Annotated in this window: 13 protein-coding genes; 2 read left to right on the forward strand and 11 right to left on the reverse strand. The window is 39.8% G+C overall.

Annotation, left to right across the window (positions count from 1 at the left end; all coding sequences use genetic code 11):
- Nucleotides 1–319: 319 nt before the first annotated feature.
- Nucleotides 320–1120 (reverse strand): helix-turn-helix domain-containing protein, encoded by an 801-nt coding sequence (locus G7B20_RS08430; protein ID WP_164110223.1) that lies wholly within the window; start codon nucleotides 1118–1120, stop codon nucleotides 320–322.
- A gap of 68 nt (nucleotides 1121–1188) precedes the next feature.
- Between G7B20_RS08430 and G7B20_RS08435 the strand changes: the two genes are divergently transcribed.
- The gene (locus tag G7B20_RS08435) at nucleotides 1189–2331 is read left to right on the forward strand and encodes an Atu1372/SO_1960 family protein (protein WP_164110225.1); all 1143 of its coding nucleotides are present in this window, start codon (nucleotides 1189–1191) and stop codon (nucleotides 2329–2331) included.
- Between the two features lie 161 nt (nucleotides 2332–2492).
- Here G7B20_RS08435 and G7B20_RS08440 read toward each other — a convergent pair whose 3' ends face one another.
- The 6 genes from G7B20_RS08440 to G7B20_RS08465 all read right to left on the reverse strand — a co-directional run bounded on the left by G7B20_RS08440 (nucleotide 2493) and on the right by G7B20_RS08465 (nucleotide 12210).
- Entirely contained in the window at nucleotides 2493–3620 is a 1128-nt protein-coding gene (locus G7B20_RS08440) for a hypothetical protein (protein WP_164110227.1), read from the reverse strand.
- Nucleotides 3621–3715: 95 nt separating this feature from the next.
- Nucleotides 3716–4996: a hypothetical protein gene (locus G7B20_RS08445; protein WP_164110229.1), complete on the reverse strand. Its 1281-nt coding sequence runs from the start codon at nucleotides 4994–4996 to the stop codon at nucleotides 3716–3718.
- 353 nt (nucleotides 4997–5349) lie between these two features.
- On the reverse strand, nucleotides 5350–8631 hold the full coding sequence (locus G7B20_RS08450; protein ID WP_164110231.1) for a TonB-dependent receptor: 3282 nt from the start codon (nucleotides 8629–8631) through the stop codon (nucleotides 5350–5352).
- A 130-nt stretch (nucleotides 8632–8761) separates the two neighbouring features.
- On the reverse strand, nucleotides 8762–9808 hold the full coding sequence (locus tag G7B20_RS08455; protein WP_164110233.1) for a FecR family protein: 1047 nt from the start codon (nucleotides 9806–9808) through the stop codon (nucleotides 8762–8764).
- A gap of 346 nt (nucleotides 9809–10154) precedes the next feature.
- A complete protein-coding gene (locus G7B20_RS08460; RefSeq protein WP_164110235.1) occupies nucleotides 10155–10745 on the reverse strand; it encodes an RNA polymerase sigma factor in 591 nt (196 codons plus the stop codon).
- 91 nt (nucleotides 10746–10836) lie between these two features.
- Nucleotides 10837–12210, reverse strand: a complete 1374-nt coding sequence (locus G7B20_RS08465; protein WP_164110237.1) for a S41 family peptidase — start codon at nucleotides 12208–12210, stop codon at nucleotides 10837–10839.
- A 695-nt stretch (nucleotides 12211–12905) separates the two neighbouring features.
- Here G7B20_RS08465 and G7B20_RS08470 point away from each other — a divergent pair.
- Nucleotides 12906–13427, forward strand: coding sequence for a hypothetical protein (locus G7B20_RS08470; RefSeq protein WP_164110239.1), 522 nt, complete (start codon nucleotides 12906–12908; stop codon nucleotides 13425–13427).
- 425 nt (nucleotides 13428–13852) lie between these two features.
- Here G7B20_RS08470 and trxA read toward each other — a convergent pair whose 3' ends face one another.
- The 4 genes from trxA to G7B20_RS08490 all read right to left on the reverse strand — a co-directional run bounded on the left by trxA (nucleotide 13853) and on the right by G7B20_RS08490 (nucleotide 15054).
- The gene (gene trxA, locus G7B20_RS08475) at nucleotides 13853–14152 is read right to left on the reverse strand and encodes a thioredoxin (protein ID WP_164110241.1); all 300 of its coding nucleotides are present in this window, start codon (nucleotides 14150–14152) and stop codon (nucleotides 13853–13855) included.
- Nucleotides 14153–14159: 7 nt separating this feature from the next.
- Nucleotides 14160–14345 carry a hypothetical protein gene (locus G7B20_RS08480; protein ID WP_164110243.1) on the reverse strand — a complete coding sequence of 62 codons (186 nt, stop codon included), beginning with the start codon at nucleotides 14343–14345 and terminating at the stop codon, nucleotides 14160–14162.
- A gap of 65 nt (nucleotides 14346–14410) precedes the next feature.
- Nucleotides 14411–14728: a hypothetical protein gene (locus G7B20_RS08485; RefSeq protein WP_164110245.1), complete on the reverse strand. Its 318-nt coding sequence runs from the start codon at nucleotides 14726–14728 to the stop codon at nucleotides 14411–14413.
- Between the two features lie 5 nt (nucleotides 14729–14733).
- Nucleotides 14734–15054: a rhodanese-like domain-containing protein gene (locus G7B20_RS08490; protein WP_164110247.1), complete on the reverse strand. Its 321-nt coding sequence runs from the start codon at nucleotides 15052–15054 to the stop codon at nucleotides 14734–14736.
- Nucleotides 15055–15087 lie beyond the last annotated feature (33 nt).

The raw sequence follows: 15087 nt of genomic DNA on the forward strand, positions 1-15087 counted from the left end.
AGATCTGTCTTATTTAAAAATAAAGTTGTAAAAGCCTATCCAAGGAGCCAAAACATAGGAAAGCGAAAATATAGTGCTCGAAATTATCTAATACGATACAAACTTACATAAATATATGACTACATGCAACCACCTACTAGATGGCCGAGCTAGGTTATCATCCATCACCCAAACTATAATTATTTTTAGCCCATCTTTGGAAAGAGAGGCTATGGAAACTCTATTGTTCAATAGTAGAGAGTTTCCATTCGATTCGAGAAACACGCATAAAGAAAATGACGAAAAAGGATGAAAAGTGGATTGGCAGAAAGATAATAAATTATTTATTTACTTTGGGTCTTTCTTTCATTATCGAAAAATAGGAGGAACTGAATGCTGAAAGGCTTTGATAACCGACTTTAAAGGAAATTTCGCTAAGGGTGTATCGTTTGGTGTCAATGAGCTCGATACTTTTCAATATACGTATTAGCTGCGTATATTTCTGTACAGTTATGCCTGTTTCGCGTTTAAATAGCCGTTGCAGGGTACGCACTGACATTCCCGCATCGGAGGCAAGCATATCGATATCAAAACTATATCGGTAATTTTCATTTATGTAGTTGCATATTGGGATTAAACGGCTATCCACAGGAATGGGTATCTGCAATCCGATATTTTCTCTGCAGAAACTAGGCAGACCATAGAGGATAGCGTTTAAAAAGACATATCGCTCTTCTTCTTCTGTTACCACCTTGTTCCACTTCGAAGCGTATAAAAGCATTTCCTTTAATACCGTAGGAACGGGAAAAATATGCACGTGCCAATAAAACTCCTGTTTTGGGACAGATTGAAACAGCACGAGCATCAGATTGACCGTCTTCGCTTCCGAACTGGTCCGGTGTTCGATGCCGGCCGGTATCCATATAGCATGGTTTTGCGGAACAAGATATATTTTTTGTTCGATGTGGAAATACTGATAGCCCTCTGCTACATACGTTAATTGAAACCTTTGGTGCGTATGACCATAGTCGTCGTGTTTCCAGTTCTCTTCATACCAAACATACGCCTCAGCGGAGGTGGTATCAATATACTGTCCGATGTCCTTCTCGATAAGACCACATTTTCGCATGTCGTTCTGCATGTTGTTTTTGGCAAAGTTAATAAAAACGATACGGTTAATTTTGTTGTCTGAAAATTTATATAAGATACATGAAACAGGTAAGCGGAATTATAACAGCTATCATTTTATCGGTGGCAACATTTACAGCTACGGCGCAGCTAAATAGAACAAAAATATTGATACTCCTACATTCGGACAATGGTGGTACTTATGAATTGGCCAAAGAAGTAAAAAAAGGAATAGAAAGCGGAGCTGGTGCGCAGGCGATAATAAAGCAGGTAAGACAATCAGATAATCCCAAACTGAAAGATATTCCCGTTGCAACGGTAGAAGAATTGCCGACCTACGACGGTATAGCTTGGGGATCTCCTGTTTACTTTGGAAATATAAGTACAGGAATGAGTGACTTTTTGGCAAAGACTGTTGATTTATGGACGAACCACGCATTAGAAGGAATGCCGGCAATGGTATTTATGTCGGCAGGGAGCGGAGCAGGAAAAGAACTGGCGATGCAATCGTTTCTCAATAGCTTGGCAGTACACGGAATGATCTTGGTACCCAATGGTATTCGTGGCTATGAAAATATAGATAAAACCGCTCCACAGGGAAATACTGTTTTGGGAACCACAAGCCTTGCATCACACAAAACCATAGAAAGACCCAGCGACAGCGAACGTTATCTTGCAGAATTACAAGGTAAGAACTTTGTACAAGTAGCGCTGGCTCTTAAAGGCACATTCTCGAAAAATGAAATAGCGGTGATCGAAAAAAAACAAGACGTAAATTTAACACTTATAGAAAAAAAAATAATCCTGCCAGATGCACCTGCTCCAGTAGGAAACTATTTGCCTTATGTACGTTCAGGTAATCTTGTTTTCATTAATCAGGTAGCCTTGAAAGAAGGTAAAATCCTCCATGCCGGTAAGGTGGGAACAGATATTACCGATCAACAGGCAGAAGAAGCAACCGCACAGGCGATGCTCAACGTCCTATCTGTTTTGAAAGAAGCTGTGGGGGGCGATTTAAACCGTGTGAAACGCTGCGTACAACTTACTGGAATTTTTAATACAGAACGTAATTATGTAAATCACGCAAGGTTGATGAACGCTGCTTCTGACCTTGCTGTAGAAGTGTTTGGCGAAAAAGGTAAACATGCCAGAGGAACATTCGGGGCATATTCATTGCCTGTCAACTCGGTAGTCGAAATTCAGGCTATTTTTGAAGTGGAGTAAGAATTGGGGATCGTGGGTTTACAAAAAGGCACAAATATCTTTGTGCCTTTTTTGATTTTTTACTGCTCTGGAAGCGAACAGAAGCGGTCGAACGAATTCGAATGAATTCGAAAACAATATAATCCAGACGCTCCCTCTCAAATCGCTTCTTTTTGTATTCCCTATTGGAAGTATTCGGACAGATCTGTGATCGCCGGTATAGGGATTCGATGTCGCGGCGTAGGGGATGTAACACTCTTAAAACCATCAGAAATTAAAAGCAACTTGGATTTACCGGCTTCAGGTACAATACCTTTACCATACCTCCCCTGATTAGCCCGAAGTTCCGGATAGCTATTAGAAGCCGTTGTTCCTCTAACATAAGGCATGTTATCCGTTCCTTTTTCAACAAAATCAAAGGAATACTCCAGATTCTCATCAGTCAAGTTAGGCAATTCAAAGCTGACAAAGCTACCATCTGTGGGTATAGATACCCGTATTTCAGGATTAACCTTATCTTCAGGTGTAAGTCGATTCGTGTTTTCGGTTCCTTTCTTTCTCGTGTAGAATACAATATCTACGACATTCCCGCCCGTAAAATACAGGGTGTTTGAATTAGGGTCTGTGTACTTTGTTTTAAATTGTGCCGTTACTGCCATATTTTTAGCATTTGTAGGCGGTGCCACTTCTATGCCGTCTACAATTTCTGTCCCATCAAAAAAGAATCCTAAAGACTGCTCAGCAATATCTGAAACTATTTCATTCGTGATAATGGCTGTTTGTTCCCCTTTCTTCCTAACTTCTAATTTCCGGGGTTCATTTTCATTAACTAAAATAGAAATAGTCTCGTTGATAGTAGAGTTGCTTGTAAAAAGAGATTGTCCATCCAAAACAAATTCGAGTTCACCAGACATCACATACCCTTTTATCGTATAACTGACTTTTCCACTATAAATTTTTCCAGAGTCATAATAAATTGAAAGTCTCTGATTAAAATTTTGGAGTCCGATAGGCCGTGAAACTATTACGTCTTTGGAACCCGGCTCTCGTATATAGATCGCTGGATTATCTAGGCCTGCTGTATTGAGTAAGACATACTTTTCAAAATTAGAATTATTATCTCCATTAACACTGGCCACTACGCTATCCTTGAAAACAAATTCCAGATCACTGGTGGTACTTCCTTCAATTGTAAGGTTGATTACCTGAGGTTCTTCGACGTTAAGCAATTCTACCTTTTTACAGGAACCGAATACCAATAGGAAAAATGCCAGCAGGCAGAAAGAAAAAGAGTTTGTATATATTTTCATCTAAATATCTTGTTAAAACTTTAAAACCGAGGTACACAGCTTGCGACCTGTACCCCGGAATTTTAATAAAATCTGACAATCAGCACAATAAGTGATTAATAATCAAATTTTGCCCAACAAGCGGCAAATGAACCTGGAAACCAAGGAGCTGGAGACGAAGTGCTCATTGTATTACCTCCATCATCCGTAAAGTTACCAATGGATACATAACCATGAATTCTGCTGTTATCAACAAGCGCTTCATCACATCCTACCGGAGCGGGAGAATCTGTAAAGAGACCTGTATTATATCCAGTCACTGTCGATCCTGTTGCTATCAAAGATGCTCCTCTGCGAATACGAACTCCATATTTATACAGATTTGCATTACTACCTGATGTAGTACCCCAGATCCTTACATTGTCAAATATAACCTCAGTTCGTGGAGTCGCTCCACACGGATTCATAGAACTGTTATCAATTTCTGCACCATTGGAATCTGGGTTTACACCACCACTATGGGTAGAGGCGTCATTAGCGATGGCTACAGAATTTGATAATGTACCCCTGTATCCCAAATCATAGTCAAACTGATCGTCGTCATTAGCATAAGATAATAGATTCGCACAGCTTACTGTACCACCAAACCACTCAAAACCGTCATCCAAGCCCCAGGCAACTTCAACATTATTGATATCGGTCTCACTACCTACACCTCCTATAGTCAATCCGTTTACTTCAATATCGGTAGCCAACTGGTAACCTGCGTACTCAATACGTACATACTCGAATGCCCCTCTATCATCAGCATCGTTTGAACCACCGAATGAATAACGAGGATCAGTAGATGGCAAACCTTCGATATTAGCCGTGCCTGAAGCCGTATTGATTGTAGCGTTCCCTAAGATGATAACGCCACCAAAATCGCCCGACTTGCCAACGGTATTATTATTCGCATCCAATAGATAACGGCTTGTAAATACGATAGGGTTACACTCTTCACCTACAGCATTGATTTTACCGTCTTTTGCAATAACCAAAACGCCGTTTTGCGCACCAGGAGTATTTATAGAGGCTTTGATAAATGTACCTGGACTAATAGTTAACGTAGCATTGTTACGAACGGTCACTACACCACTAATCTCGTAGACATTGCCAGCAGTCCATGTTGTATTTGTCGTAATATCTCCCGATACCGTTACAACAGGCAACGAAGATTGTGGATAATCGGCCGCGATTGTACTACGATTGACAAATGAATCGACTGAACCGTCATTTTTATCACAAGAAGCTAATGAAAATGTCATTGCAACTCCTCCAACTATAAATAGTACGGGTATGTTCTTAGCTACTTTCTTTCCGAATGAAATCACATTATTAAATATTCTCTTTATCATTTTGATAGTTATTTGGCAGCTTTTATGCTGAGATTTAATTTTTCACAGGTTTTATGCTGTGTTGATGATTTTCTACTTAATGGTCAACGGATTATAAATCCTTTTTTCTTAACTTTGCTCTTGATCCTCGACAAGTGGAGCAATTCTTTTTGAGATCACTTTATCTTATTCGGGTTTAGCCCGGCTGCCGTAACTGGTATCACATAAAACGAGGGGTTGACTTGAAAAACTGCCCTTCGTTTTTTTTTCTTGGCAATCGGAAAGCATGTCCCGGCAGCTCCTCCTTCCTATTTAATAGTTTTACATTCCTGTTTGTATATCATGGCACTATTTTTCCCTTTGTTTTCTATTTTTTAAAATGTATAGGTAAATGAGGTGCTGAAGGTCCTGCCAAAATGTTGTTTGAACATAATCATATCTCCGTCTTCATATTTATCCGTAAAGCCTTCTTTCAGTCTTTGTGCCTCACTGATATCACCATTGAATTGATAGTCTGGATTTCTCTCATAGCTCGCAAAATTGCGGTAAATTGTAGACGCAGAATTTAAGATATTTCCGGCATTCAGTTTTACTTCTAATCGTTTTCCAAAAAAACGGTAACTTATCTGTGCGTCCAATTGCTCTCGGGGTTGTTCATATTCTATAGCATCAGGTGAATCACTGACCATGAATGTACGTAGCCCTGTTTTATTATATACTACATTCATCCCAAAATGTTGTCCTGTGTACTGTATGCCTACATTCGTCATAACTGGCATTTGTCCATACATGGAACGGTTTTGTTTCATTGAAGCCTCAACCAATCCTCCCTCGGGGTTGTTTTCATCGGCGACCAAATATGTAGCCTTGACTTCTGATTTCTGTAGGGTCAGATTGCCGTAGGCAACGAGATTGTTCATGATATCCGTGTCATAAATAAACCCGAACGATTTCCGTAATTCGAATTCAAGACCATATACCTTGGCCCAGTCTGAGCTTTTTAAGATATAATTATAATCGCCCGATACGGAAAATCTATAGCTAAGTTCAGCAGGTTTATCAAAGTTCTTGTAAAAACCTCCAACGGAAATAATCTCCCCCATTGCCGGAAACCATTCGGCTTTAACATCCCAACTGTCAATACGGGTACTGTAAAGACCATCGCTACCATACATCCCTCCATAATAGGCACTGTAGCGGAAGAATTGACTATTGTCCATCATCTCCGGACGGACCATACTGCTGGAATAAGCCGCACGAAGGTTGAGCGATGAAAAGGGACTATAGGTCAAACTTGCTGATGGCATCCATTGCCATGTTTTATCCGGCTTAATAGCAAACAGACTCCCGAATTCGCCATTCTTACCATTCGTCGCATTGTTTATCTCTTTATAGTGATAGTATTCTGCCCGTATTCCCCAGACTAGGCGCAACTGTTCGGTCAAGCGGTTATCCAACATCACATAAGCGGCATGATTCTGGCTTTTACCTTCATAATAATCAAGATACCAAGGCAGGAACTGAAATCCTTCGGGACCCATATTTTCTGGTCTGATGGCTTCTCCGATAGGTAAATAAAAAAGGCTATCCTTGATGGACCCCAATGGAGCGGCTGCTAGCGATACAATTCGCCAATCGAATTTGGCGTTCTTTCTTAGTCCGAAATAGCCAAGCTTGACCGTATTGCGAACGGAGCCGAGATCGAATGGAAGTGTTCCGGCAATGTTCCAGGAATAGTGCTTTTCACTGTTAGCATAATCCTGTCGGGAGGTCGGTTTGATACGGGGTTCGCTGATGCCTGCATAATTATAAAAATATTCGTATTCTGAACCGAGCTTCCGTAATATTTGTTGGGCTATGCCTATATCTTTCTCCTTTCTGTCCACCGCTGTACGTGCGAATTCCCATTCCAGTTTTACTTTGTCCAGTTGGTGCTGTGCGGCCAGTTTATTCTGTAATAAGGTGGTAAACGTCGGATCGTCTGCTTCTTCTATCAAATTAGGCTTTTGCATGCCAGTTTGAGCAGGCATATTGGGCATGTTATCGTTGTAGCCTATTCCTCGAACGAGTGTATTATCAAAGATATGGGTATAGGTATTTCTAAAGCTAAACCGATGTTTGCCCAGTTGTAATCCCATGTTCAATAGCCCGCCCCATGTCGTGTTAAAACCATATGCCCTAGCTGTATTGTTCGAAAAATCATCCCAGCTCCCTCTACGGGTCTCATCTATATAGTTAATAATCTGATTGTTGCGATAGCTTATAGAACCTGTAAAACCGAACTTGTCAGCGCTCGTAGAAGTGGTATCCAATGTGAAGATGCGACCAATTGTAAACTGATAGTTCTGTGAGGGATCCGCAGGCCTTTTGTAAACGGTAAAATTGTCATTGGTAAAACGTTTACTCTGTTCAGTAACCTTATCAATTTGTTCAGTAATGTCCATGCCTGATACAGAGAAAAGATCTTTGGGAAAGTCACGACGCCCATCATCAAAGCCAAGATAATCGTATTTTCCCGGCTTATGGCTCATGAAATTTTTTCCTGTACTCTGGTCGTTATAAGACATACCTGCCGTAAAGCTGGTAAAATTTTCATTGGGGATGTCCTTGGTATTTATCTGAATCAGACCGCCTCCAAAGCTAGCATTCATATCCGGGGTGACAGTTTTGTTGACAACCACACTTTCCACCAGATTAGACGGGATCATATCGAACGAGAAAGAGCGGTTCTGTGCCTCTGTGCTTGGCAACAAGGTTCCATCCAATGTCGCAGCATTGTATCGTTCACCGATACCACGTACCAATACGAACTTATTGTCGATAGAAGATACTCCGGAGATCCGCTTTAAGCTTTCGCCGATATTCTTGTCTGGAGTCGCACCGATCTGTTCAGCAGAAATACCATTGGTCAATCCAGCCGCATTTTTCTGTTGGGCCAATAATCCAGAAACACTGGCTTTTTTATAGCTTGAAGTCACTACTACCTGTTGTAATGTATTCGCTTCCGGCTTCAGGGCAATGGTCAGCGGTGTAGTACCGTTTTCTTTGACTACAACCCCAGTGATACGTTGGGTCTGGAAAGACATATAGCTAATCTCCACAGCATAAGTACCTGGTCTGACCGATAAGCCGTACCCTCCGTCCGTACCAGACCGCATGGCTTGGTCGGTTCCAATGATTCGGATCGAAGCTCCAGCGAGAGGCTCTCCTTTATCGTCTACGACCTTTCCTGTAATACGGCCTGGTTTCTCTGGGGCTGGAAGACGATATAAGATAACCGTATTATTACCGGATTCTTTAAAACCTACGCGGTTGCCATTAAGAATCCTCCGCAGTGCATCTGCTAAAGTGATGTTGTCGGCATCCAGACTGATCTTAGCATTTGATGCAAAAATGGAACGGTCATAATTGATCTGGCACTGGGCATGTTTACCCAATGCCGCCAGCCCCTCTGTTAAATTGGATGTACGGATATGGACAGACACACGCCGATCCAAAATCTGAGAGATAGCTTCATTCGCACACAATGATTGGGACAGAAGTACCAATAGTAGGGACAGCACATAAAGCTTACTTTTGCAAGATATTGAAAAAAATTCTTGTAGATAGATATAATTTCCTATGTTTATAGGTTGTAAAGGTTTTTTAATTTTCACGGATTAAAGTTCTTTTTTAACAGGCCATCCTGCTCCAACAGGCTGGCTTTTTATTTCCTAATACTTATTTAAACATAATTTCTTTCATAGTTCCGGAGATACATTAGTATCATGTCGTTGTAGAATTACATCATTTGCAGTCCTTCCTCCATAAGGTAATTGATTTGTTATTTTCCATTTTATAATTAATATTTCCTCCGCTCATCAACTTCAGCTGCTCCAATACCTTTTTGATATTCATGTTTTCAAAGGTGGCATTGAACAGATGTTCTGTATCCAGGCAATTGGATTTATAGTTGAATTTCACATTATAGTACCGCTCAAGTTTTTCTATCACCTCTCTTAGATTGGCATCTGCAAATACAAAGCGGTCGACCACCCACGCATTAGTATCTTCAGTGGGATTGTCCAGAATGATGGCATATTTTCCGTCGTCGGTGCTATATACAATTTTCATTCCTGCGGTCAGCATAGATAGCTGTCTTGAAGCCTGCTCATTGCCAACTTCGGATACCTGAACCTTTCCAGTGCGGACAGATACCGTAGATTGCTTATCATTTGGATAAGCATAGATATTGAAAGATGTGCCCAGTACTTGTGTGCGTAATTTGCCGCTATGCACCACGAACGGACTCAGGCTATCTTTCTTTACCTCAAAATATGCTTCACCTTCCAGATATACATCCCTCGTACTTCCTTTCCTAAACGTCTTAGGCCACCGTAGATTACTTCCTCCGGCCAGATACACTACCGTACTATCTTTCAGTATAATCTTAACTTTTTGGCCCTCAACGGTACTCTTACCTTCCATCTCAACAACCGCGATCTCCTGCTGATTGTTCAACTTGTGCTTATATTGCAACAGCATCCATACCGCCGAACAGATAACAGCCAGAGATGCAGCATATTTTAGAATCCCTACAGATTTAGGAGCTTTAGGCTTGTTCACGTCGACGGAAATCCTGTCCATGATCGCCGCGAACTCAGTATCGGATTCACCGGTCTGATTGCGCGACGACTTCTGATAGTTCCAGACTTGCTCGATCATTTCGTTCAATTCGCTGTTTTCTGCATCTGTATCACGGATGTATTGAAACAGTTGTTGTTCTTCGGCGACTGTTATCTTTCCTTCCAGGTAACGTTCAAAAATTTTCCTTACGTCGTTCTTATATTTCACTTAATATTTATCTAATGACCAGGGTTATTTCCTGTGTTCTATATGTAGAAAGATTGAAACGGACAATATAACTAGTCAAAGTTTATTTTTATTTATAAAAAACTGATTATCAACAATAAAAAAAACACAGATATACTCTGCGCTATTCTCTAAAATAACCGTAACTATTTTATCTACTGATATTTTTCCCGCACTACACGCTTACTATCACCGTGTCTACTATATAGAAAAATCGAAAGAGAACATAATACTGGTGTTTTTTTGAAGTGTAAAAACAATATTTGATAGTCAGTGGAAAGATAATTCCGCTTATAGCTATCTGCAGGGTCGCAAATAAAAGAAATGATTATAAAAAGAATACGTTCAATATCATTATGATCGAAAGTACCGTATCGGGAGATAGCCAGTTAAAATGACGGCGTATATGTTTAAGCGACATCGTGATATGGTTGTTCACCGTATGGGGAGAAATAGCAAGGTTTATAGAAATCTCTCTATGGGAATAGCCCTGTTCACGGCTCAGGCGATATACCAGTCTGGTCTTTGGAGGTAGGGTTTCCACTGCGCCGTACAAAATATCCAAACAGTTTTGCATGTCTATATAATTCCCTGTTGAATCAGTCTGTGGTTCCTCTGTTCCCTTCTGCTCTCTAAATTTAAGAAAATGTTTATTTCTTTTCTTTATATCATAAAAAGTATGTTTAGCCATAACAAAGAGTAGGGTATCAATATTCTTGGATGGATCGATCTTTTCTCTTTTCTCCCAAAGCTGAACGAACACTTCCTGCGTCAGTTCCTTGGCTTCCTCCTGTGAACGCAACAGCTTATACGAAAAGCCCATTACCTTATTACGTTCCCTACGGTAGAGTTCTTCAAAAGCGTTACAGTCTCCCGAACGTAGTAATTCTAATAATGTTTGATTATTCTGGCTCTCCATAACATATTGTGTATAAGATAACTTTGGCTAAGTTATATCTCGATTGTTAATGAAAAGTTAATTGCAAAAAATATTTAAGTTAAATGAGTGATTATCTTGGCTTAGTAAAGATGGTGCTGTTATCGGCATCCCTGCGCCGACTATCGATAATTACCTTTCGTGTAAGAATGTTCCTGTTTTGGGATGTTCTTCCCAAAAGCTGTGGACTGGTGGCTTTACCCGAAATGATATGGAGTGCCTGGTCAATCAATGGGTCGCTTTCGTCGCCAATCTCCGGCATTGGGAGAAAGGACAGTTCGTTGACTATGTAATCCGGGACTATCCCAGCATTATACCCCCCATTCCCCCTTGCATCCGCTAGCTTATAAATGATGGGGTGCATTTCCCATTCGACTTGTCGAGGACTGCGCCTGTCATTGATGACAAAGGAAGCCTCGTCTTTTCCCCGCGTCTTCTCCCCGATCAACACGACTTCCATATAGGGCTTTAGATTGTTGATGATAACCTCAGATGCGGATGCTGTGGAAGCAGTGGACAGCACATACACTTTTGATAGGTACAAACTGTTCCGTAATATTGTTTTATACTGTACCGTACCGTCAAATGTCGTCGTGCGACCGATACTCTCAATATTGGTACCGCCGTTTTTATTGCCCTTATAGGTAATGAAAGGAGTCTCATAGGCCAGACCGCTTACGAGACCACAAAGTCCGGCAGCTTCGGAAACCTGCCCCCCAGGATTGTAGCGCAGATCGAGAATAAGGTCTGTAATACCCTGTGTTTTGAACAAGTCAAAATCGTCAAGAAGTGATCGGGCCGTTCCTCCGTTGAAATCATAGATATAGACATAGCCGATCTTTTTAGATCCCTTTTGGAATATCTTGCCCACGGCAGGCTGTTGAAAGACAAATCCTGTAGTTATTTCTATTGTTCGTTTCTCAGTCAATATATTGCCTTGTCTCTGTGCAATGGTGACACTGCACCTGCTTGCCCTGACTAACTCCTCTTGCAATGTCTCTGCATTGGCGGATGTTATCTCTTGACCATTGATCTTGCTGATGTAATCGCCCCGTTTCAGCCCGTTTCGGGAAGCGGGTGAATCGATGAGGACAAAACGCACTACCCCGAACACAAGTCCGGTTTCCTGTTCGGAAATGACGGCATAATCGAATCCGTACTTTCCTCTACTGCTAGAAGTATGAGTGCTGGGATCATTGGGAAGTACCATATAGGAAAATCGGTCATTGCTGTTCTTAAGAGTGATGAAGAAGGTCTGAGGATCAACAGAAATATCGGGTCTGGAGGGCAGGTGGTCACTCCAGTAATAATACCGCTTCAGACTGTCGAGTATCCATGTGTTGATATTCTCATGGGTACCTGCTGGATATTTGGGGGCCAGATGGTCTTTATTACAGCTGGTTATGGTCAGCACAACAACCAGACCAATAAGCAATATGCTCGACATACGTTGACAAAAGGACATATGTATCATCTTTCTGGTCAAGGTAGAACTTAATTATGAAGCCTTTATGAAGTTATTATATTATTATTGTTATTTTTTATTTTCACTTAGCATTTACACCATAAATAATGTACATAAATAGGCACAATCGTTCTTATTCCCTGGACACTACGGTGCTATCTGATGAATTGCCTTATCTGATTCATTTGTTTTAGTTTTCCAAACATCGTTGATTCAAATAGTTTGATCACCAAATAACATAAACAAAGGAATCGCTAAGGTTCTGAAAAATTGTTGGGAATAAATTAGAGAGGAGACATTTCAACCACTAGTATCCTAAAACGTCTGTTTAACATTCACCTATTGACTACTTTTCATGAGCCAATAGTTATCGCCATTTTCATTATTAATGGCTGCTCTTGTCCGTGCTAAACGACATGAAATCCGACAAAAACGCATAGGTAAAATTCTTGGACATGATGCCCAACAAGAGATAAAAATCAATCCAGAAGGACTAAAATAACTTATAACAAGGTATTTACATAGGAAAAAAACGTATCAATTAAAATTTTTGTCTTATCTTTGAGATAAATGCATCGATTGATGTTTCGCGAAAAAAACTCACTATAGCAAAGTCCGAAATGTAGGGGGCAGGTTAAAACCAACACACCAAAAAATAAATATATAACAGATTAAAAATGACAAAGACAATAAATTTTGCCATCCGGCTTATATTGACGACACTTTTAGTTGCTTGGGCAGTTCTACCTTACATTGACGGTTCGACAAATGAAAGTGTACTGGGCGAGATATTTAAAGTTGGTATAGTACCTAGTATTCTAATAATCGGTGGATTCTTTATTATGGTTGCTTTTTATTGCCGTACATTGCAACATTGTCTGACTCTAATAAAACCTGAAAACAGAAGAGCGAAACCAAAATCAGTTTGGTATATGTTCGCTATACCATTTAACTTTGTGGAAGACTTTTTTATAGTAATCAACCTGGCAAATTCTATTGAGGCGGAAAAGAAAGAAAACAGTAAAATAAAAGGTATTTCAGACTTCGGAATGGTTTCGGGCATAGGATGGAGTATTGCGCAAATTTTATCATTTATACCAAATATTGTTGGACAAATAGCGGGACTATTGGGAATGCTTTTAGTTATTTATCATTGGAGACAAATAGCCAAGATAAACAAGCGACTTAGTAGAAGTTAAGAATTAATTTTAAAAACATAAATGAAAAAAGCTACTGTTAAACCTGCTTTGCAAGTAGAGCTGTAACAAATCTATCGCAATGACATCGGTTCAGCCTATTTTATCGTGAGCCTCTGAAGTCTAGCATTTTAAAAAATCTCTTCTTTTATATATTTAAAATACACAGCTATTGAGTTCTACGTGTAGTAATATTGTCGAATTATCCATAAGGCATTTTGAGAATTCATGGGTAAGAGTACAGAAGTCTATAAGCAAAATACAGGTTTTGTAGGTTACAGGGGCTGTTTTATTGAAAACTGTTATTTCTGGAATTATCTCTCAAGAATACTGAGAAACCAATCCTGATGCAAAAAGAAATATTAACGAAAATACACCAAATATAACGCTTGATATTATTTAATTTGCCTTGCATACCTAATATATTATTAAATGTGTTGATTGATAAGAGCTGTTAACTCTTCTTGTTGACCAACTCCCGATTTACGCCAAAGGACTTTACCATTCTTAAAAAGTACAAGCGTAGGTACCGAGCGAATAGCGTATTGAACACCTAAAGCATTGTTTTTATCAATATCAATTTTGATGATATCAGCTGATTCGCCAACAATATCCTTAACTTTTCCTAAAATGGGGCCTTGCATCTGACATGGGCCACACCAAGTAGCAAAGAAATCTACTAACACGGGTTTATCTTGATTGATAATATCTTTAAACGATTTACTCATAATATGTTTATTTAAAGTTTGAAAATAATAGCCCTCCTACTACAGCACCATAAATAGTACTGATATAGGGGTTTGCGGTAATAGCACATGTCCCATTTACACAACCTACATACTTGTAATATAGGAAGCCACCTAAAGCGCCTAATAAAACACCGATAATGGTTATGCCATACTGTTTGATAAATAATTCCATTTTATATTTACTTATATATGCTAAAATAAGAAAGTGTTCTGCCTGAGTCAGTAACAAAAGTTACACTAATTAAGCTGATAATAAAGATTGACAACAGCAACATGCTCTGTGTTAAACAAATCTTTCTTAGCTTGATAACGCTCTATCCAGATATAACCAATTTCAGATTTTAGATGTGACGAAATCTTTATTTCATTCATCAATTGCGCCCGATTATGACCAACGATGCTCTTGCCGACTTTTCCGATTGGATTAACTAAGAGTTCTTCTGAAAGTGCTAAAGTATACCTTTCTGTAATTTTTGATTTTAGGTCTATACAATTGTGTACGCGTACTACATGTCGATTGTCTGGGGCAAAATGATGGCTTTCTACAGACATCATGCTAATTATACACACTCGACCAGTGATTTCAATGTACGCCAGCCGCCACCATTATGTACCTTTTCAAAACCATTGCGTTGAAGTATGCGCATCGCCTGGCTGCTTCTATTTCCGCTTTGACAGAACACCACAATGGCTTTCGATCTGTCCAACGACCCCAATTTACTTTCTAACTCATTAAGCGGAATGTTCTTCGCTCCTTGTACTGTTCCTCCTGCAAACTCCGATGGTGTGCGTACATCTATTAATCGTGGATGATCATGCAATAAAACCTCTTTTAATACTGTATCATCATTTGAAAATATTGATTTGAATATGGATAACATAACTATTACTCTTAAAATGAAACTACTATTTGT

This window comes from Sphingobacterium sp. xlx-96, from assembly GCF_011007365.1.
Taxonomy (GTDB): domain Bacteria; phylum Bacteroidota; class Bacteroidia; order Sphingobacteriales; family Sphingobacteriaceae; genus Sphingobacterium; species Sphingobacterium luzhongxinii.